The organism is Faecalibacterium sp. BIOML-A1 (assembly GCF_009679715.1).
In the GTDB taxonomy this organism is placed as follows: Bacteria; Bacillota; Clostridia; order Oscillospirales; family Ruminococcaceae; genus Faecalibacterium; species Faecalibacterium taiwanense.
Map to the genome: position 1 here is coordinate 120,741 of NZ_WKZJ01000005.1, position 18,560 is coordinate 139,300.

Below are 18,560 nucleotides of genomic sequence, written 5' to 3' on the forward strand. Positions count from 1 at the left end.
CGCAGAGCGCAATCGTGTAGGGCAGGTTTTATGGCTTTTATAAAATTCTTCTCCGCCGGATACGTTCTCTTTTGCGTGCCAAAAGAGAACCAGAAAAGCACCCGCTACTTTCGAGGCGCGGGAGGCACGAACTAGGGGCTGCTCGCCCCTAGTAACCCCAAAGCAGTTGGGCTCCATACAAAAAATCCAAGTCGCTGCGCTAAAGGATTTTTTGTGTTGCGCCGATTTCAAGGCCCCTCAGCCGCTACGGCGGCAGCTCCCCGCAGGGGAGCGGGGCCTGAACATAACGTTTGCGTTATCTGCCGCGCGAATGCTCCCGCAGGGAGCCAGCGCAGGCAATACGCCGTTAACCGCCACGACTCCTTCCCGTGAAAAAGCAAACAAGCCAGCCCCGCAGGGCTGGCTTGTTTGCAATATTTAAAATAATTTTTCCTCTGATATTGTCAGAGCAGAGCGGAGACAATTCTAAATCGTCAGGCTGTCAGCCCAGCAAAATTTCCACCGCTTCCCGCAGGGTGGGCACTTCGCCCACATTGCCCGGGAAGATAATGTACGGCGTGCCGGGGAACAGGCTTTCGGCACCGGTCTGCCATACCGGGATGCCCGGCCGGATCTGGCCCAGCACCTTGGCGCATTTCACGCGCAGGGCCTTCACGCCCACGTCGCTGCTGGTGATGCCGCCCTTTGCCACCACAAAAGCCGGGGAAGCGGTCAGCCTGCCCACGCAGCTTTGCAGTGCATCGCTGATGGCAACGCTGCGCACGAGGGCTGCTTCCGGGGTGTCGTCCGGCAGGGTGAGCACCACGCGTTTTGTGGACACGCAGCAGGTGATGCCCTTTGCGATCTGCTGTGAGCAGTGGGCCACGATGGCGGCTGCTTCCTTTTCCAGCTCGCCCGGCACCAGCACCTTGTCGCTGTCCATCTCAATAAACTCGATGCCCTGTACTTTTTTCAGTTCTTCCAGCTGGGCAGTGGTCTTTTTGGTGTGGCTGCCCACCACGATGATGCCGCCTGCCCTGCTTTCCTGCGTGACCATCTTTTCCCGGGTGAGCAGCGGCTGGTCGGAAATATTGCCGATGGCCTTGACCAGTGCGGCCGCACTGCGGATGGTGAAGTGACGGCCCTTTGCCATGGCGCGGTACAGTGCCACTGCAAACACCTTCACATCGCAGTCCGCCACTGCGTTCACGATCACATGGCCGTAATCGTGCACCGCCAGCAGCTGGGCCTCGATGCCGTCAAAGTCCATGGCGCGCAGGCTTTCCAGCAAGATGCAGGTCACGTCTCCTGCACGGACTTTGCCGCCGGTTTTTTCCTCAATGTATTCGCACAGGTTGCTGGCGTGGTAGCCAAAGGTCTCGTCCTTGGCAAATTCGGTCTGGCCGCAGGGCACAAGCTCTGCGCCGTAGCGCACATAATGCACATTGTCCAGTGTAAAGCGTCCGCCCTCGCGGAAGTAGGGGCACAGGATGTCGCCATCCATTTTGTAACCGTTCTCAGCCTCCGTCACCTCGCGCAGCAGGTCGGTCTCCAGCGGGTAGTGGCCGCGCAGGGTGGAGTCGCCGCGGCTGATGATAAGGTAGTCCATGCCGAACTCGCGGGCCACCTTGGCGGTGTTCTCCGCGATCTCGCGGTGGGCCTTGGTGGTCTCGGCCACGGTAAAACCGCGGCTGTTGGTCAGAATAAAGAAGAGCTTTTCCGGCGCAGCAAAGCCCTTGCGCAGGCTTTCTACCGTCCAATCTGTATAAACATAGATATCATGTACCGTCTGTACGCCGGTAGGGTCGTCGTCCAGCACAATGATCTTGCGGTTGCTGGCGGCAGCTTCGGCGGCAAGGGCGGCGTTCAGTTTTTCCTCATCCACCTGCGGAAAATTGGCCAGAACATCGGCACTGCGGATCTGTTCCATCTGAAGCTCCTCCTTTATTCGTACAGCACCTGTGCGATCAGCACCAGCGGCTCGTCGCCCAGGCAGGCGATCTGGTGGGTGTCGCCGGGCATGGCGGCAATGATGTCGCCCTTCTCCAAGATCTGCTCCTCGCCGTTGATGATGTGGACAGCGCGGCCGGAGACGATGACCATGCTTTCCATCTCGTGCTCATGCGTGTGCCTGCCAATGGTCACGCCCGGTGCCAGCGTGTGGCGCACGTAGGCGCGGCCCTTGCCCAGCATTTCGGCAGGCGCATCCAGCAGGCGTTCCATCATCACGGTGCCCTCGCCGCCCATGCAATGGGGGATCGGAGTGGGTTTCATCTCAGAAGCTTTCTTATACAACATCCCATGTTCCACCTTTCAAGTCATCTGCAGCAGCATACGGCAGAGTGTTTTTAAACATCCTACCTTTCAAGTCAAGTCCATTATACATGAGCGCAAGCGGAATAGCAAGATTTTTTCCTGAAAAGCTGTTCAATTTTGTGCAATGCGTTTTGTGCAATCTGGCTGATATCCCTCCGTTCCTGCCCCGCAGGCATACAAAAAAGCTTCCCCGCCGCAGGCACGCAGCCCACGAAAAGGGAAGCTTTTGTCTGATTCAATTTCGGGTGCATCTGACGGAAGTAGTACACCGCAGCATAACACTCCGCTTTCCTTTTTTCGGATCCCGAAATAAATTGGAACTCTGCACATGTTCAAGCTGCAGTTTTTGTGTTTTTTTCAGAGAATCCGTTTTTTGTTGCCGGAGCAGCGTTTCTTTTGTATAATGGCAGTGATGGAAGGCCGATGCCTTTTGCAGATTTTTAATCACGACGTTTCAAAAGCGAGGTGTACTGATTATGGAATGGGCAAAATTGCTGTCAACTGAAAAGCTTTCTTCTGAACCTCCTGAGCCCGATTCGTTCAAGGAGTATCCCATCAATGCATTTGAAAAGGACTACAGCCGGATCGTTTCCAGCGCTGCATTCCGCAGGCTGCAGGATAAAACGCAGGTGTTTCCTCTGGACAAGAGTGATTTCATACGAACTCGCCTGACGCACTCGATCGAAGTCTCCACGATCGCCCGGCAGCTTGGCATCATGATCTCCAAAAACACAACACAGTACAAGCCAACTGATATTGCCGTGCCGGAGGATGCCGAAGCCATCGCATCGGTCCTGCTCTGCGCCGGCCTTTTGCACGACCTCGGCAATCCGCCCTTCGGGCATTTCGGCGAGACCGTGATCGGCGACTGGTTCAAAGAGAACCTTGACCATGTAAAATACAAAGGACAGCCCCTTCGCAGCTGGTTATCCGCGCAGATGATCGCTGATCTGGAAAATTTTGAGGGCAATGCACAGGCGCTGCGGATCCTGCTGAAAGCAAAACACGGTTCCAGCCTCAATCTGTCCAAAGCGATCATCAGCACGCTGGTAAAATACCCCACCGACTCCTGCTCCGTTGATAAAGGCAGTGCGGATATCCGAAAGCACAAACTCGGCTTCTTCGCTGCAGAACAGGAGACTTTTGAGCAGATCTCGGAAGCGGTTGGGACCACCACTCCCGACAAAGGCATCGTGCGCCATCCGCTGACCTACCTGCTGGAAGCAGCTGACGACATTGCATACTCTACTGCCGATCTGGAAGATGCCTTTAAAAAGGGCCTGTTCACCCTTGACCAGTTCATTGAATATTACACAAATTCTTATGACCATTCAAAGATCGTTCCCCACAGAAGCCCTGAGTACTTCTCCGATGAGCGGATCCAAGAACTTTCCGCGCTGCGCGGTGCAGACCACACCCCAGAAAACGACAGCGCTGCATTTAAAAAATGGCTCACCCAAACGCGTCAGTGGCTGATGTATGTAGCCATCTACCGTTTTTCCTGCAAATATAAAGAGATCATGGCCGGAACCTACTGCGGTGATCTGTTTGAAGGAACCAATCACGCCATCACCATTGACATTCTGAAAGGGGCCATGCGGAAATTCGCCTTCGATACGCCCGGCATCCTGAAACTGGAGCTGTCCGGACAGGTCATTCTCGATTTTCTGCTGGATCATTTTGTTCCCGCCGTGCTGTACTATGACTCTGCATACTGCACCGACGGGCGGGCACCTTCCAAGGCCGACAAAAAGCTTCTCGCCATCTTCTCCGGCAATTACAAGCAGGATTACCAAAACGCCCGAACCGGCACGGAATCTTTTGACTTGTACCTCCGGCTGCTGATGGTCACCGACTATATCAGCGGCATGACAGATTCCTATGCCCGCACGCTGTACCGCGAGCTTAGCGGTATTGAATAACGCTGCCCTGTTCAAATCCCACGTGCCCGGTTCGTCTGCCGCTTATGGGCTACGGCATGATCGTTCAAAAACTGCTGATACATCACTCTGGAAACCTCGCACAACTTCAAATCAGGTGCCAGCTTTTTTACGAAGACACTGCTTGCGAATGCGAACGCCTTTTGAATTGCAAAATGATTTTTCAGTTGCTATACTGGGCTTATCGAAAATTTTCGGGAGGATGCCGCAATGACCGCACAGACAATGCAAATCGGGAACAGACCTTGCCGCATTTACGGCGAAGCCCATGCAGAATACCTACTGCTCCAAATGACCGGCGAGCACGAGCTGCAAAGCATGGAAAGCGAGATTGCCGCTATTGCACAGAGTGCGCACCACTTTCTGTTTGCGGCCATCCCGGTGGAAAGCTGGAACGATGCACTTTCTCCGTGGGAAGCCCCTGCCGTGTGGGGAAAGCAAGGATTTGGGGGCAAGGCTGCGGACACCCTGCGCTTTCTGACAGAACAGGCCATTCCCACACTGAAGCAGCAGTATCCTCTCCCGGAAAACGTCAAAATCATTCTGGGCGGCTACTCGCTGGCGGGATTGTTTGCATTGTGGGCATCCACCCAGACTGATCTGTTCTATGGTATCGCTGCCGCCTCGCCCTCGGTGTGGTTTCCGGGCTGGATGGAGTTTGAACAGCGGCACCCGATACAGACACAGCACATTTATCTGAGCCTTGGCGACAAGGAAGAGCATACGAAAAACGCTGTCATGGCTGCGGTAGGTGATCACATCCGCACCCTGCACAGCCGGCTTGCAGAGCGTGGCGCAGACTGCACCCTTGAATGGAACAGCGGCGGGCACTTTAAGGACGCTGATTTGCGTACCGCGAAAGCCTTTCGGTGGACGATGGAGGAAAGCCGATGAATATTTTGATCGATGCCGACGGCTGCCCGGTGGTGGACCTGACATTGCAGATTGCAAAGCAATTCAGTGTTCCAGTCATCATCCTGTGCGACACCTCTCACCAGATCGAGCGGGAAGGTGCGCAGACGCTGGTGTTCGATAAAGGGGCTGACAGCGTAGACTTTGCCCTCGTCAACCGGGTAAAGCCGGGGGATATTGTCGTAACACAGGACTACGGCCTTGCGAGTATGTGCCTTGCCAAGCGCGCACGGGTGCTGAATCAGAACGGTTTGGAATACACCGCCGACAACATGGAAGCTCTCATGCTGCGGCGTTATGAAAACAAAAAGCTCCTCCGTGCCGGAAAGCACCCCAAGGGGAGCCCAAAGCGGACGAAGGAGCAGGATGAAGCATTTGTCGCCACACTGACAGATATTTTAGCGAGCATCTGATTTTCTGAACGGAACACCGGCGAATTTTTTCGCGTCACATTCTCTGTAAGTGAAACCCGTCAGAACAAAGCACCTCTCCACTGCATGAAATCAGTGAGATACCGCTGCTTTATCCTCCGGCCACGATCTTCTGAGCGCCGCATAGGAAATAAGGAAGTTTGCAAGCCAACCTGCCGGGACTGCAAGCCAAACAAAAGCAATGCCAAAACGCGGTGCACAAATCAAGGCAACAGACAAGCGGATTGCAAGGTTTACCATATTTGCAATAAGAAACGGCCGCATGATTCCAAGTCCGCGAAGAACGCCATCCGTTGCCATCTTGATGCCCATGAAGATGAAAAAGTAACCAAGCCATCTCATATAATCACCGGACACCTGATAGGCCAACGCGGTTCCGTCTTTTCCCAAGAACAACGAGGAAATCTGTGTGTGCAGTGTTTCAATGACCACGAAAGCAAGAACTGCAAAGCATAGATCCAACACCAGTGCAGCATGATACCCTTTTTTGATACGCTCAATTTTCTTTGCGCCAAAATTCTGGGATACAAACGGCGAAACTGCATTGCCGATGGATACGAAGATCAGCGAAAAAACATTTTCTACCCGCATCGTTGCCGCATACCCGGCAAGTGCCTGTGTGCCGAAGGGATTTACCACTGCCTGCACGATCATCATACCGATAGACACTGTGGACTGCTGCAAAACCGATGGTACCGCAATGCGAAGCATGGAATACAGCTCCTGCCGGTCGAACCTGCTAAAGGAGCTCTTGTATTGCCGCATCCGAGACAGAAAGATCAAAAACGAAAACACGGCAGAAATTCCTTGTGCGATCAAGGTCGCAAGGGCTGCACCAAACACCCCCAGACCAAGACCAGCCACCATCCAGAGATCCATAAAAATATTCAGGATAGATGAGAATATCAGCAGTCCCAACGGAATTTTGGATTCACCGATGGAAGTGAACATGGTGGAAAGAATGTTGTACATGAATAGAAACGGGAAACCCACAAAGTAGACACGCAGATACAATACTGCTTCTTCCAATATATCGGCAGGGGTCTGTAATCCGCTCATCATGAAATGGGAAAAGCAAAAGCCAAAGACACCAAGGACAACGCTTAAGATCAAAAAGCTGATCAGGGACGTTGACACAATGGTTTTCATTTTACCATAATTTTTTGCACCAAAATAGCGGCTTACAAGCACACCTGCGCCCACACCAGCACCAAGCGCCACACAAATAAAAACATTGGTCAGTGCAGCACAAGCACCAACAGCCGCAAGTGCCGAGGAGCCAACAAATTGACCAACTATTATGGAATCGGCCATATTGTATACTTGTTGAAAAAAGCTGCCAAGGATCATCGGCATCGCAAAAACAGTCAGCGCTTTAAGGGGTGGATCTGTGATCAAATATTCATCTTTCGACATGATTATATTCCTTCCAAAAATCGTTTATCGCAAATTTTATCGCAAGTCAAGAAATCCGTGCAACATTCAAACGGCATCTTTGCGATATGCAATTCACCGCTGTTGCATTAAAAAGTTGAATTGCTATAGTATTGGAATCTATCCAATATAAGTATATTCCCTCCTGTCTCAAAATGCAATCTGCGACTTCTGGCGGAGATGGTGGATATTCTCCCGCGGGCTAAGCAACAGCCCGCAGGGCTGATTGCTTGCGGTCTGCGGGCCGCCGCCCTGTTCTCATCCGCACCATCTAGCCGCAAAAAAGGCACCAGCCTGAGCTGATGCCTTTTGTTGGCGGAGATGGTGGATATTCTCCCGCGGGCTAAGCAACAGCCCGCAGGGCTGATTGCTTGCGGCCTGCGGACCGCCGCCCTGTTCTCATCCGCACCATCTAGCCGCAAAAAAGGCACCAGCCTAAGCTGATGCCTTTTGTTGGCGGAGATGGTGGATATTCTCCCGCGGGCTAAGCAACAGCCCGCAGGGCTGGTTGCTTGCGGCCTGCGGGCCGCCGCCCTGTTCTCATCCGCACCATCTAGCCGCAAAAAAGGCACCAGCCTGAGCTGATGCCTTTTGTTGGCGGAGATGGTGGGATTCGAACCCACGTGCCCGATTAAGGACAAAACGATTTCGAGTCTTTGAAATTGTTGGATGAAGCTGGTTCCTCGCGGCTGTCATTGGCAGCTGAGGGCATTTTTGTAACCTCCCAAAAGGCACGTCACACCGCAATTTGCAGGCAAAATTCGGCCACTTTTTGCGAAATGACGTTAGAAAAAGCCTTTTTCACACGGGGCGTCAACGGCTGCATTTCAGGTGTAGTTGTGTTAGATGTCCGTTAGAAATATGCAGTGCTGCCGTTGCTGTGCCAGCTCACAGCAGGCTTCCCTGTCTGAACGCAGCGTTTCCCGAAAGCCGGGAAATGCTGCGTTTTCTTTTGCTCGCATTGGGCTGAAAGGGAAGCCGCCATGTCAACATTCCGCGTCAATAAAAACGTCAACTATACCGTTATGAGCAACCACCACCTGCAGGATAAGAGGCTGTCCCTGAAGGCCAAGGGACTGCTGTCCTATATGCTCTCCCTGCCGGACGATTGGGATTATAGCCTGAAGGGACTGACCGTTGGTTGCAAGGATGGTCTGGACAGTGTACGCACCGCTGTTCTGGAACTGGAAGAACACGGCTACGTCCGCCGTCAGAAAGTCCGCAATGCCAAAGGGCAGATCATCGACTACGATTATCAGGTCTATGAATCGCCTGTTGAGGACGCTCCTGCCGTTCCCGGCAAGGAAGGCGAGCCGTCGGACCCGTCCGCATCCAAAAGTCCGAAAAGCCGCATGAAGCCTTGTTCTTCACCATTTTTGGATTTTCCAAATTTGGTTGAGCCCAATTTGGAAAAGGCAACGCAACAAAATACTAATAAACAAAATACTAAAAGACAAAGTACTAATCTATCAGGGCCGACAGGCGAATCCGCAGATTTTGACCAGATGGAAGCACAGGTGCGGGAGGAGTTTCGGGAACGGCTGGAGATCGACACTCTTACCCAGCGGTACGACCCCGACAAGCTGGAGGAGTTGTTAGACAACATTGTGGAGATGTACTGCTGTCCACGGCAGACCCAGTATGTCGGCAAGCAGCCGCAGACCACCAAAGCCATCCGGCTGCGGCTGGACAAGCTGACCAGCCAACACATTGAGTACATCTTCGATGTGATGTCCAACACCACCCAGCCAATCAAGAACATCATGGCCTATCTGCGCACCACCATCCTGAACGCCCCCACCACGATGGAGCACTACTATCAGGCGCAGGGCAACTGGCTGACCGCGCAGAGCCGGAAGGAGTGAACACCGTTTTCCACAAAGACCGCAAAACACGTTGAAAATACAAAGGAGAATTTCCATGAAGAACACGAACGCCGTCCGCACCGAGATCCATTACGCACAGGTTGGGGAGTATCAGCTGCCCCTGCTCACCCTGCCGCAGACCGATGATACTGAACTGCTGGGCAAGTATGGCCGGATGCGGCTGGCCTATCTCAAGAATCAGCGTCCTGTGCTGTACAACCGGATGTTGCTGAACGGTACGCTCTGGCCGCATTTGCAGGAAGTCCAGAGAGCCGCCTCAGAACAGCTGGAGCGCACGATTGCGGCCTTGGCAGACAAGTTCCCTGCGCCGGACAAAGAGCGATCACAGCTTCTCTGGGTGGCCCATATGAACGGGCTGAAAGCGCAGGCGGAGGAAGTGGTGGTAAGGGAGATCGTGTATCAATGATTTTTCTTGTCTATCCGCCCGAACATGGTATAATGAAGATAAAAAGCTGTATTTGAAGCTCTTTCATCCTGCCATTGAATACATTTGGGGGAAATTTATGAATCGCGAATATTACTTTTCCACCATCAAAGATTTTATATCCACCAATCCAACTTCGATCTTAGGGGAACTGATGGTTCACGATGAATTCAAAACTACGGACCAGCAGAAAAATGCATGGTTAAAGGAAATTTCAATTCTGCAAAATCAACTGACCGACTATCCAGAAGGGGAAATTTCTTTTGAGTATACGATTCCCCGCATCGGACATCGCATTGATACGATTTGTATTATAGATGGCATTATCTTTTTACTTGAATTTAAAGTCGGAAGTTCCAAATACACAAAGAATGCCGATGATCAAGTAACCGATTACGCGCTTGACCTTAAGTATTTCCACGAAGCCAGCAAAGACCGTTATCTTATTCCAATTGTCGTTGCCACGGAAGGGGCCGTTCAGCCCGTCAGCATCCAGTTGATGCACGATAAGATTTCCATGCCTTTGCATTGTAGTCAAGAAAGCATCGCCACTGCTATCACCGCTACACTTTCCATCCTACATGATGCACCTCTCTCATTATCCACATGGCAGAATGCTCGGTATGCCCCAACGCCTACCATTATCGAGGCAGCGCAGGCTATGTACCGGAATCATTCTGTATATGATCTCTCGCGGAATGATGCTGGTGCTCAAAATTTAACAGCCACTACAATGGCTATTAATCGCATCATCGACCACTGTAAGCGCTTCCATGAAAAGGGGATTTGTTTTATTACCGGTGTTCCAGGCGCAGGAAAAACTCTTGCAGGATTGAACATTGCAAATGCACGACATCGGTTTGAAACCGACGAGCACGCAGTTTTCCTTTCCGGAAACGGCCCGCTGGTAGATGTTTTGCAAGCCGCATTGTCAAAAGACCGTGCCGAGCGCAATCACATTCCTCTTAAAACTGCAGAGCGCGAGGCAAAGACTTTTATTCAGATTATCCATAAATTTCGAGACGATGCCATGATAACTGCTTCTGCTCCCAAAGAAAAAGTAGCTATCTTTGACGAAGCCCAACGTGCGTGGGGTGCATCCAGTCTATCCAATTTTATGAAACGGAAGAAAAACGTCACAGACTTCAACCAATCCGAGCCGGAATTTCTTATCAGTATTATGGACCGGCATAAGGATTGGGCCGTTATCGTCTGCCTCGTTGGCGGTGGTCAGGAAATTTATACCGGCGAAGCAGGAATTCAAGATTGGTTCCTAGCATTGAGAGAACATTTTCCGGATTGGAAAGTTTATATTTCGGACAAAATGACAGATTCTGAATATGTTGGAACTGCCTCTATTGGAAATTCCCTCCAAAATTTGGACTGTACCATTGTTCCAGAACTCCATTTAGGGGTATCACTTCGATCTTTTAGAAGTGATAAACTTTCCGCATTTATAAAAGCACTTCTTGACAATCATCCGCAGCAAGCCGCTGACTTATGTCAAGAACTCCAATCTTCCTATCCCATCGTATTAACACGAAATTTTGATACGGCAAAGCTATGGGTAAAATCCCATGCCCGCGGCACCGAACGATATGGTCTCTTGGCAAGTTCGGAGGGGAAACGACTCCGTGGCGCAGGCATTTGGGTTCCCACTCAAATCGACCATGTCAACTGGTTTTTAAAGGGAAAAGATCATGTTGATTCTTCCTACTACTTAGAGGTGGCCGCATCTGAATTTAAGGTGCAGGGTTTGGAAGTTGATTACGCCATTGTGGCATGGGATGCGGATTTTCGCTATATAAATGGCGATTTTGATTACTTTCGATTCCGTGGAACTCGCTGGAACCATACCAACATAAAACAACGCCAGCAATATCAGAAAAATGCTTATCGGGTTCTTTTGACAAGAGCGCGTCAGGGGTTGGTCATATACATTCCCGAAGGCTCCCAAGAAGATCAAAGTCGCATTCCTGCACTTTACGACGGAACCTACCGCTATTTGCTATCATGCGGTATTCCAGAAATTTAATAGGAGGGTTTCATGAAAACTGTCCGCGTTGTTGCCGCTGTCATCTGCGACTCCATCCATGTAAAACATAAAATTTATTCTACCGCCCGCGGCCATGGTGACTACAAAGGCCAGTGGGAATTTCCGGGCGGAAAAATCGAACCGGGTGAAACGCCACAGCAGGCGCTGAAAAGAGAGATTGAAGAAGAACTGGATACGGAAATTGCAGTGCATAACAAGATCGGCACCATCGAATACGATTATCCGACATTTCATCTTTCCATGGACTGCTTCTGGTGTACAGTCGTCTCCGGTGAACTCGTTCTAAAAGAAGCCGAGGCTGCGCGCTGGCAGACAAAAGATGAGTTGGATTCCGTGCAATGGATCCCGGCCGACAGGACAATTTTGAAACAAATTCAAAAAGCCATGCAATAACAACAGTGCACATTTCCATGCCATGCAAGATTCGACAGCACAACAAAAGAGCAGTCTTCAAAAAATCGTATCTCAATAATTTTTCTTGTCTATCCGCCCGAACATGGTATAATTAAGCAAAGGAGTGTGATACCATGAACCCAATCGAAATGCCTTCTAACATTCAGCTAGTGGAAAAGCGCGAAACCCGGACGAGCCGCGGGATGCTTTCAAAGGGCTGGTATCGCGTGGATGGCCAGCTTGTCATGGTCAAGGGAAACTCCATCACCGAAGCCGGAACAGCCGGATATGAGCCTTATTCCGAAGTCATGGCATCGCTGATTGCAGAGGTGCTGAAGCTTCCTCATGTGGAATATTCCCTGATGCCTGCCAGACTATTTCCTGACATTCAAACCTATTCCTGCGATGTGGTCAGCGTCTGTCCCAAATTTACAACAGATGATGAGCAACTTTACCACTTTGCAGATATGGCCGATGCGTATTTTCTCACCAGCGGGCAGGCTGCCTCACTGGATGCACTGTTTCAGTACGCTGTTGAACTGTACGGCAAACCGTGGCTTTATCAGATGCTGGCCTTCGATGCCTTTATCGGAAACGAGGACCGTCACGAGAATAATTTTGACGTTATTGTGCGAAACAGTTCGAATTATGCTCCACCAATCTACGATAACGGCGGCAGTCTGCTTGCGTGGGCAACGGACGAAGAACTGACCGACACCAAGCTCCGCTACCAATTCGATAAAGCCAAACCGTTCCGCAGTCGCCATGCCCAGCAGATCAAGCTGGTGGATGAACCCGTCCTGCCTGTGCGTGATCTGGACGAACTGTATCAGGAGATCATTCAGGCAATCTCTCCGATTCTCGCCTTGCTGAGCGAAAAAAGAGCGTCCGCGATCCGCCAGTACTTGAAATACCGTCTGCACTACCTGAAATCTGCCATGGGGTGATGAAATGGCCTACCTGAAATTGATGATGGATGAAAAGGAAATCGCTCATTTAAGCGACGATGGGCAGTATCTCTGCGCCAATGAGGGGGTGCCGCAGTATGACCTGCCTCTGAACCTCTTTATCGGCAACAGCCGCAAAGTGCCGTTGGTCGATGTAGTCGTGTGGGCCAAAAAGCGCATCTTTCCCCAAAATCGGATGGACTGCAAAGAGATTTTGACGATGATGGGCCTGCCAGACTACAATGCGTGGGAAATCGTCAAGCGCACCAATGCCTGCCTGATGGAAGACCCTTTCTGGTTGCGCTTCAGCGAAGATGAGACCTTTGAGGATACCACGCGCGGTAGGGCAAGAAGGATCATGGCCGAATATCAGAAGCCTGCTAACACCAATTAGTATCATTTATATCATTGTTAGGGCAGAGCTCACCTCCCCTTCACTTTAAGTCAGCGTTTGTCGCCGTATATACTTGTTCTTCTCGATGTCCAGCTTTTTTAGAGCAGAATCCCTTAATCGCCTTGCTTTTCCCTTAAAATGTAGTATATTTTAAGGGAAAGAAAGGGCGGTAAGGGCATGAGAGCATTCAATTACTCCAAAATCAAAGAGCAAAAATGGGATTCCGAGATTCTCGGCTATATTGCTGCAATCTATAAAGAAGCGGGTAAGCAGGAACTTTATCTGAAGCAGCGTCCTGAAGAACTGGAACATCTGGTCGAGATTGCAAAGGTGCAAAGCACCGAGGCCTCCAATGCCATCGAGGGAATCGTGACCACCAGCACTCGAATCAAGCAGCTCGTGGAAGAAAAAACCACACCGCGCAACCGGGATGAACAGGAGATTGCAGGATACCGTGATGTCCTGAACCTCATTCACGAAAATTTTGATGTGATTCCGATTACGCAGAATTATATTTTGCAGCTGCATAAGGTCTTGTACAGTCATATGAACAACCCCATCGCAGGACGAACAAAGAATGTGCAGAATTATATCAGCGCAACTTATCCCGATGGCCATAGCGAAGTTCTTTTTACCCCGTTGGCTCCCTATGAAACGCCAGCGGCTCTTGACCGAATCTGCGAAGAATATAACCGTGTGATCGGGAACTTTGAAGTAGAACCATTGATCGCAATTCCTGTGTTCATCCATGATTTTCTCTGTATTCATCCGTTCAACGATGGCAATGGCCGGATGAGCCGCCTTCTCACGACCCTGGTGCTGTATCAGAACGGTTTCTATGTCGGGAAATACATCTCGCTTGAAGCCAAGATTGCCAAGAACAAAGACCTCTACTATTCCGCTCTTGCGCAGGCGCAAAGCGGATGGTACGAGGGCACAGAGGATGTTGTTCCATTCATCAAATATATTTTGGGAACCATTCTCTCTGCATACCGCGATTTTGAAGAACGCTTTGCCCTCGTGGAAACAAAACTTCCAGCCATTGAAGTTGTTCGGAATGCTACGAAGAACAAGATCGGGCGCTTTACCAAGCAGGATATCCGGGAACTCTGTCCTTCGCTGAGCCTTAGTTCCATTGAGGGTTCCCTGCGGAAACTCGTTGAAAACGGCGAGTTGAAACGCGTGGGAGCAGGCAAATCAACTGTGTACCTGCGGTTGAAGTAATCCCTTAATCGCTCCATCTTTCCCTTAAAATACGGCCAATTTTAAGGGAATCCGCATTAAGTAAGGGCTAAAGCAGTCCTATTTACTTGACTTTTTGTTGGTTTTCAGTATATTGATATCAATTGGTATCAACAAGTATCGGCTAATGGATACAACAAGACTCACAGATTGGATGCTCATCCCAATCTGTGGGTCTTGTTCATTTGAGTTCAGTCATCATCGTCCGGGTCAGGAACTTCCACCCACTCTGAAAGCTCTTCGCAGTAGTCCTCATATTTTCCGCCTTCGGTGGTCCTGATGACACGCCGCAAGTAGTCCTTACCGCCATCTACACAGCAGAGACCACAGCTGCACCTCTCTGACTTCTTTCCAGAGATTAGTACAGAAATATGTCAGCAGCCCGCCTGTTTATTGTGCTTTTGAGTGGTTAAGCAATGTCTCGTCCTTATCGTGAGCATTGAATAGGGCTTTTGTCCGCGCTATAATAGAAGAAAACTGCAAGGAAGTGTCATCATGCTGCACCCCGGACTGTACGAACAGGTCATCAACAATGCGCTGAACCGCGAACTTTCGGAAGTTCCGGAAGCCTGCAAGTCCACTGCGCCCATCGACACGGCCGAAGCCTCCAAGGTATTGGCACAGTACCTGACCGAAGTTGTGCAGAAGGGCCTTGACAACGTACAGGACAACGGCGGCGGCATCGAAGCACAGATCGAGCTGGCAAACCAGATCGTGAGCATCATCCAGACGACCACCAAAGAAGCTGACTTTGCCGCACTGGGCGTTGACCGGCAGGCAGAGCAGCTTCTTGCGCTTTTATGGAAAAATGACCCACGCCTTGCCGCCGGAAAAGCTGCCAAGGACATCGAGCGGCCGGAAACGTCCCTTGCGCAAAGCTCATTGTTTACCGGGGCCATCCACGAGCCGCAGATGTACACCGAGTTGAAGAAGGAGATCGTATCCGCTGACCGCATCGACATGCTGGTGTCCTTCATCAAATGGAGCGGTCTGCGCCTGCTTATGGACGAGCTGCGGCAGTTTACCCAGAACGGCGGAGAGCTGCGTATCATTACCACTTCCTACATGGGTGCCACCGATGTAAAGGCTATCGAAGAACTGCGCCAGCTGCCTAATACGAAAATCAAGGTCAGCTACGACACCAAGCGCACCCGGCTCCACGCAAAGACGTATGTGTTCTACCGGGACACCGGTTTTACAACAGCCTATGTCGGCTCGTCCAACCTGTCCAACGCGGCCATTTCCAGCGGACTGGAATGGAACGTCAAAGTGACCCGGAAAGACCTACCGGAGACCATCGATAAGATTGCCGCCACCTTTGAAAGCTACTGGAACGCCGGCGAGTTTGAGTACTACAACGAAGGTCAGCGGGAGCGCCTTGCGCGGGCCCTGAAAGCCGAAAAGTACAGCGAGACCGACCACAGCGGCATTTACACGCTGGACATTCTGCCGTATTCCTACCAGCAGGAAATTCTGGACAAGCTGGAAGCCGAACGCACCGTGCGCGGGCACAATCGCAATCTGGTGGTTGCCGCCACCGGCACCGGCAAAACGGTCATCTCGGCGCTGGATTACAAGCGGTTCTGTAAACAGCATCCCGGCAAGCCCTGCCGGCTGCTGTTCGTGGCGCATCGAGAAGAAATCCTGAAACAGAGCCTGTACACTTTCCGTGCCGTGTTGAAAGATGCCAATTTCGGCGAACTGTTGGTCGGCAATTACAAAGTGGACAGCATTGAACACCTGTTTATTTCCATCCAAACCTTCAACTCGCAGGATTTTACCGCCAAGACCGGGGCTGATTTCTACGATTATATCGTGGTGGACGAATTCCACCATGCCGCCGCGCCCACCTATCAGAAGCTGTTGGAGTATTATCAGCCACAGATTTTGTTGGGCCTGACTGCCACACCGGAGCGTATGGACGGCAAGAGCATTCTGGATTATTTCGGTGGGCGCGTTGCCGCCGAGATTCGCCTGCCGGAAGCCATTGACCGGAAACTGCTGTGCCCGTTCCAATATTTCGGCGTGACCGATACGGCCGACCTGAGCAGTCTGAAATGGCGCACCGGCGGTTATGATAAGGCCGAACTGTCCAACCTGTACACCTTCAGCGGCATGGTAGCACAGCGCCGCGCTGACCTTGTGGTGAATTCTATCCTGAAATATGTCACCGATATTGACGAGGTAAAGGGGCTTGGCTTCTGCGTTTCCATCGAGCACGCCCGGTTCATGGCGGACTATTTTAACACCCACGGCATCCCGTCCATAGCGCTGACCGGCGATTCTTCCGATGAGGAGCGCAACACCGCCAAACAGCGGCTCATTTCCGGGGAGATTCGTTTCATTTTTGTGGTGGACATTTACAACGAAGGCGTGGACATCCCGGAAGTCAACACCGTGCTGTTCCTGCGCCCCACCGAGTCGCTGACCGTGTTTTTGCAGCAGCTGGGCCGCGGCCTGCGTCTGGCTGAAAACAAGGAATGCCTGACCGTGCTGGACTTCATCGGGCAGGCAAACAAGAAGTACAATTTCGAGGAAAAGTTTACGGCCCTGCTCTCCAACACCACCCACAGCGTCAGCCGAGAGATTAAAGAGGGTTTTGTCTCTGCGCCCAAGGGCTGTTATATCCAGCTGGAAAAGATCGCCGCAAAATATGTGCTGGACAATATCAGCGCCTCCTATGACCGCACCTCCGGGCTTATGGCGCGGGCAACTGCCTTTACCGAGGATACCGGTCTACCCCTGACACTCAGGAACTTCCTCGACTACTATCATCTTGACCCGCGTGCAATTTACAGCAAAAAGGTCTGCTTCAGCCGGCTGTGCGTCCGCGCAGGGGCGGCATCCGATTTTGCAGAACCTTTGGAAGAGAGCATGACCAAAGCCCTTGCACGCTTTGCAGTCGTGGATTCCCGCAGGTGGATCCGTTTTTTGCTGGAGCTTCTGCCAAAGTTGGACAACACCGACTTTGCGGCTCTATCGCCAGTAGAGAAGCGGATGCTGCAGATGTTCTATGTGACCCTCTGGGGCAAAACTGCAGAAAGCTGGGAGGATGAAGAAGTTCTCGATAACCTGTATGCTCTCTCGGACAGTCCCGTTTTGCTGGGGGAGCTGCAGGCACTTTTGCAGTATCAATATGACCGCATCGATTTTATTGACGAGCCGGTGGATGTGGGCTTTGATTGTCCGCTGGATTTGCACTGTACTTATACCCGTGACCAGCTGCTGGTGGCGTTGGACTTTTTGAAGCCTGCCACTGTCCGCGAGGGCGTGAAGTGGCTGCCGGAAAAGCAGCTGGACGTATTCTTTGTGACCCTGAACAAAGCGGACAAGGATTACTCCCCCACCACCATGTACAAGGATTATTCCATCAACGAAAGCCTTTTCCACTGGCAGAGCCAGAGCACCACCGCCGAAAACTCTGCCACCGGGCAGCGCTACATCCATCACCGGGAAAAAGGAAGCCGGGTGCTGCTGTTCGTGCGCGAGTTCAAGGCAGAGGCCCGTTTTGGCGGTGCCGCCGCTTATACCTACCTTGGCACCGTGAACTATGTCCGGCACGAAGGTTCCCGCCCGATGAACATCACATGGAAGCTCGACCGACCCATTCCGGCACGGTTCCTCAAAAAGACCAACAAACTGATCGTGGGGTAAAGATAATGAAAATCATTCGCGTTGTCGCGGCCGTCATCTGCGACTCCATCCAGACCAAACACAAAATTTATGCCACCGCCCGCGGCTACGGCGACTACAAGGGGCAGTGGGAATTTCCAGGCGGCAAAATTGAGCCGGGTGAAACTCCGCAGCAGGCACTGAAACGAGAAATCAAAGAAGAACTGGATACTGAAATTGCGGTGCTCGATAAGATTGGCACCATCGAATACGATTATCCGGCATTTCATCTTTCCATGGACTGCTTCTGGTGCGAGGTCCTTTCCGGTGACCTTGTTCTGAAAGAAGCCGAGGCCGCGCGCTGGCTGACAAAGGACGAACTGGGTTCTGTACATTGGCTCCCGGCTGACCAGACGATTCTAGAACGGATTCGAGCGACATTGGGATGAAATCTATCGTCCAGATTTTTATTGTTGCAATTTTACAAAAATTACCAATTTGCTGTATGGGGATCAATTATACATTTAAATTAAAAATCGGTTCTTTATTATACTCAACAGCTACAGAAGCCTTGCGTTATTCAATCCACAATAT

General features: G+C 51.3%; 15 protein-coding genes. 12 read left to right on the top strand and 3 right to left on the bottom strand.

Annotated features, from left to right (window positions below; translation table 11 throughout):
• Positions 1-481 precede the first annotated feature (481 nt).
• On the bottom strand, positions 482-1,909 hold the full coding sequence (locus GKG36_RS08035; protein WP_154260119.1) for a four-carbon acid sugar kinase family protein: 1,428 nt from the start codon (positions 1,907-1,909) through the stop codon (positions 482-484).
• A 14-nt stretch (positions 1,910-1,923) separates the two neighbouring features.
• Positions 1,924-2,277: a cupin domain-containing protein gene (locus GKG36_RS08040; protein WP_097774654.1), complete on the bottom strand. Its 354-nt coding sequence runs from the start codon at positions 2,275-2,277 to the stop codon at positions 1,924-1,926.
• A gap of 494 nt (positions 2,278-2,771) precedes the next feature.
• Here GKG36_RS08040 and GKG36_RS08045 point away from each other — a divergent pair, with 494 nt between their 5' ends.
• From GKG36_RS08045 to GKG36_RS08055, 3 genes are all read left to right on the top strand, one after another.
• Positions 2,772-4,217, top strand: a complete 1,446-nt coding sequence (locus tag GKG36_RS08045; RefSeq protein ID WP_154260121.1) for a deoxyguanosinetriphosphate triphosphohydrolase — start codon at positions 2,772-2,774, stop codon at positions 4,215-4,217.
• Positions 4,218-4,460: 243 nt separating this feature from the next.
• Positions 4,461-5,129, top strand: coding sequence for an alpha/beta hydrolase-fold protein (locus GKG36_RS08050; protein ID WP_154260169.1), 669 nt, complete (start codon positions 4,461-4,463; stop codon positions 5,127-5,129).
• Entirely contained in the window at positions 5,126-5,560 is a 435-nt protein-coding gene (locus GKG36_RS08055; protein WP_154260122.1) for a DUF188 domain-containing protein, read from the top strand. The genes GKG36_RS08050 and GKG36_RS08055 overlap by 4 nt, the downstream gene beginning before the upstream one ends.
• 90 nt (positions 5,561-5,650) lie before the next feature.
• Here the strand turns inward: GKG36_RS08055 and GKG36_RS08060 are convergent, their stop codons facing one another.
• Positions 5,651-6,994 (bottom strand): MATE family efflux transporter, encoded by a 1,344-nt coding sequence (locus tag GKG36_RS08060; protein ID WP_154260124.1) that lies wholly within the window; start codon positions 6,992-6,994, stop codon positions 5,651-5,653.
• A gap of 1,001 nt (positions 6,995-7,995) precedes the next feature.
• On the opposite strand from GKG36_RS08060, the gene GKG36_RS08065 reads away from it, so the two are divergent.
• The 9 genes from GKG36_RS08065 (at position 7,996) to GKG36_RS08105 (ending at position 18,415) form a co-directional block, all read left to right on the top strand.
• A complete protein-coding gene (locus tag GKG36_RS08065; protein ID WP_154260126.1) occupies positions 7,996-8,877 on the top strand; it encodes a DUF6017 domain-containing protein in 882 nt (293 codons plus the stop codon).
• Between the two features lie 55 nt (positions 8,878-8,932).
• Positions 8,933-9,304 (top strand): TnpV protein, encoded by a 372-nt coding sequence (locus GKG36_RS08070; RefSeq protein ID WP_154260128.1) that lies wholly within the window; start codon positions 8,933-8,935, stop codon positions 9,302-9,304.
• A gap of 97 nt (positions 9,305-9,401) precedes the next feature.
• Positions 9,402-11,357, top strand: a complete 1,956-nt coding sequence (locus GKG36_RS08075) for a DUF2075 domain-containing protein (RefSeq protein WP_154260130.1) — start codon at positions 9,402-9,404, stop codon at positions 11,355-11,357.
• A gap of 12 nt (positions 11,358-11,369) precedes the next feature.
• Positions 11,370-11,771: a (deoxy)nucleoside triphosphate pyrophosphohydrolase gene (locus GKG36_RS08080; protein WP_154260131.1), complete on the top strand. Its 402-nt coding sequence runs from the start codon at positions 11,370-11,372 to the stop codon at positions 11,769-11,771.
• Positions 11,772-11,905: 134 nt separating this feature from the next.
• Positions 11,906-12,718 (top strand): hypothetical protein, encoded by an 813-nt coding sequence (locus GKG36_RS08085; protein ID WP_154260134.1) that lies wholly within the window; start codon positions 11,906-11,908, stop codon positions 12,716-12,718.
• A 4-nt stretch (positions 12,719-12,722) separates the two neighbouring features.
• On the top strand, positions 12,723-13,112 hold the full coding sequence (locus GKG36_RS08090; protein WP_154260136.1) for a hypothetical protein: 390 nt from the start codon (positions 12,723-12,725) through the stop codon (positions 13,110-13,112).
• 177 nt (positions 13,113-13,289) lie between these two features.
• A complete protein-coding gene (locus tag GKG36_RS08095; RefSeq protein ID WP_154260137.1) occupies positions 13,290-14,336 on the top strand; it encodes a Fic family protein in 1,047 nt (348 codons plus the stop codon).
• 513 nt (positions 14,337-14,849) lie between these two features.
• Positions 14,850-18,008, top strand: a complete 3,159-nt coding sequence (locus tag GKG36_RS08100; RefSeq protein WP_154260139.1) for a DEAD/DEAH box helicase — start codon at positions 14,850-14,852, stop codon at positions 18,006-18,008.
• A 5-nt stretch (positions 18,009-18,013) separates the two neighbouring features.
• Positions 18,014-18,415 (top strand): (deoxy)nucleoside triphosphate pyrophosphohydrolase, encoded by a 402-nt coding sequence (locus GKG36_RS08105; RefSeq protein ID WP_055186484.1) that lies wholly within the window; start codon positions 18,014-18,016, stop codon positions 18,413-18,415.
• Positions 18,416-18,560 lie beyond the last annotated feature (145 nt).

Coding starts and splice junctions, on each gene's coding strand:
- GKG36_RS08040 (WP_097774654.1), bottom strand. CDS start 2,277: ATGTTGTATAAGAAAGCTTCTGAGATGAAACCCACTCCGATCCCCCAT.
- GKG36_RS08080 (WP_154260131.1), top strand. CDS start 11,370: ATGAAAACTGTCCGCGTTGTTGCCGCTGTCATCTGCGACTCCATCCAT.
- GKG36_RS08105 (WP_055186484.1), top strand. CDS start 18,014: ATGAAAATCATTCGCGTTGTCGCGGCCGTCATCTGCGACTCCATCCAG.
- GKG36_RS08045 (WP_154260121.1), top strand. CDS start 2,772: ATGGAATGGGCAAAATTGCTGTCAACTGAAAAGCTTTCTTCTGAACCT.
- GKG36_RS08075 (WP_154260130.1), top strand. CDS start 9,402: ATGAATCGCGAATATTACTTTTCCACCATCAAAGATTTTATATCCACC.
- GKG36_RS08065 (WP_154260126.1), top strand. CDS start 7,996: ATGTCAACATTCCGCGTCAATAAAAACGTCAACTATACCGTTATGAGC.
- GKG36_RS08095 (WP_154260137.1), top strand. CDS start 13,290: ATGAGAGCATTCAATTACTCCAAAATCAAAGAGCAAAAATGGGATTCC.
- GKG36_RS08100 (WP_154260139.1), top strand. CDS start 14,850: ATGCTGCACCCCGGACTGTACGAACAGGTCATCAACAATGCGCTGAAC.
- GKG36_RS08035 (WP_154260119.1), bottom strand. CDS start 1,909: ATGGAACAGATCCGCAGTGCCGATGTTCTGGCCAATTTTCCGCAGGTG.
- GKG36_RS08060 (WP_154260124.1), bottom strand. CDS start 6,994: ATGTCGAAAGATGAATATTTGATCACAGATCCACCCCTTAAAGCGCTG.
- GKG36_RS08055 (WP_154260122.1), top strand. CDS start 5,126: ATGAATATTTTGATCGATGCCGACGGCTGCCCGGTGGTGGACCTGACA.
- GKG36_RS08085 (WP_154260134.1), top strand. CDS start 11,906: ATGAACCCAATCGAAATGCCTTCTAACATTCAGCTAGTGGAAAAGCGC.
- GKG36_RS08090 (WP_154260136.1), top strand. CDS start 12,723: ATGGCCTACCTGAAATTGATGATGGATGAAAAGGAAATCGCTCATTTA.
- GKG36_RS08070 (WP_154260128.1), top strand. CDS start 8,933: ATGAAGAACACGAACGCCGTCCGCACCGAGATCCATTACGCACAGGTT.
- GKG36_RS08050 (WP_154260169.1), top strand. CDS start 4,461: ATGCAAATCGGGAACAGACCTTGCCGCATTTACGGCGAAGCCCATGCA.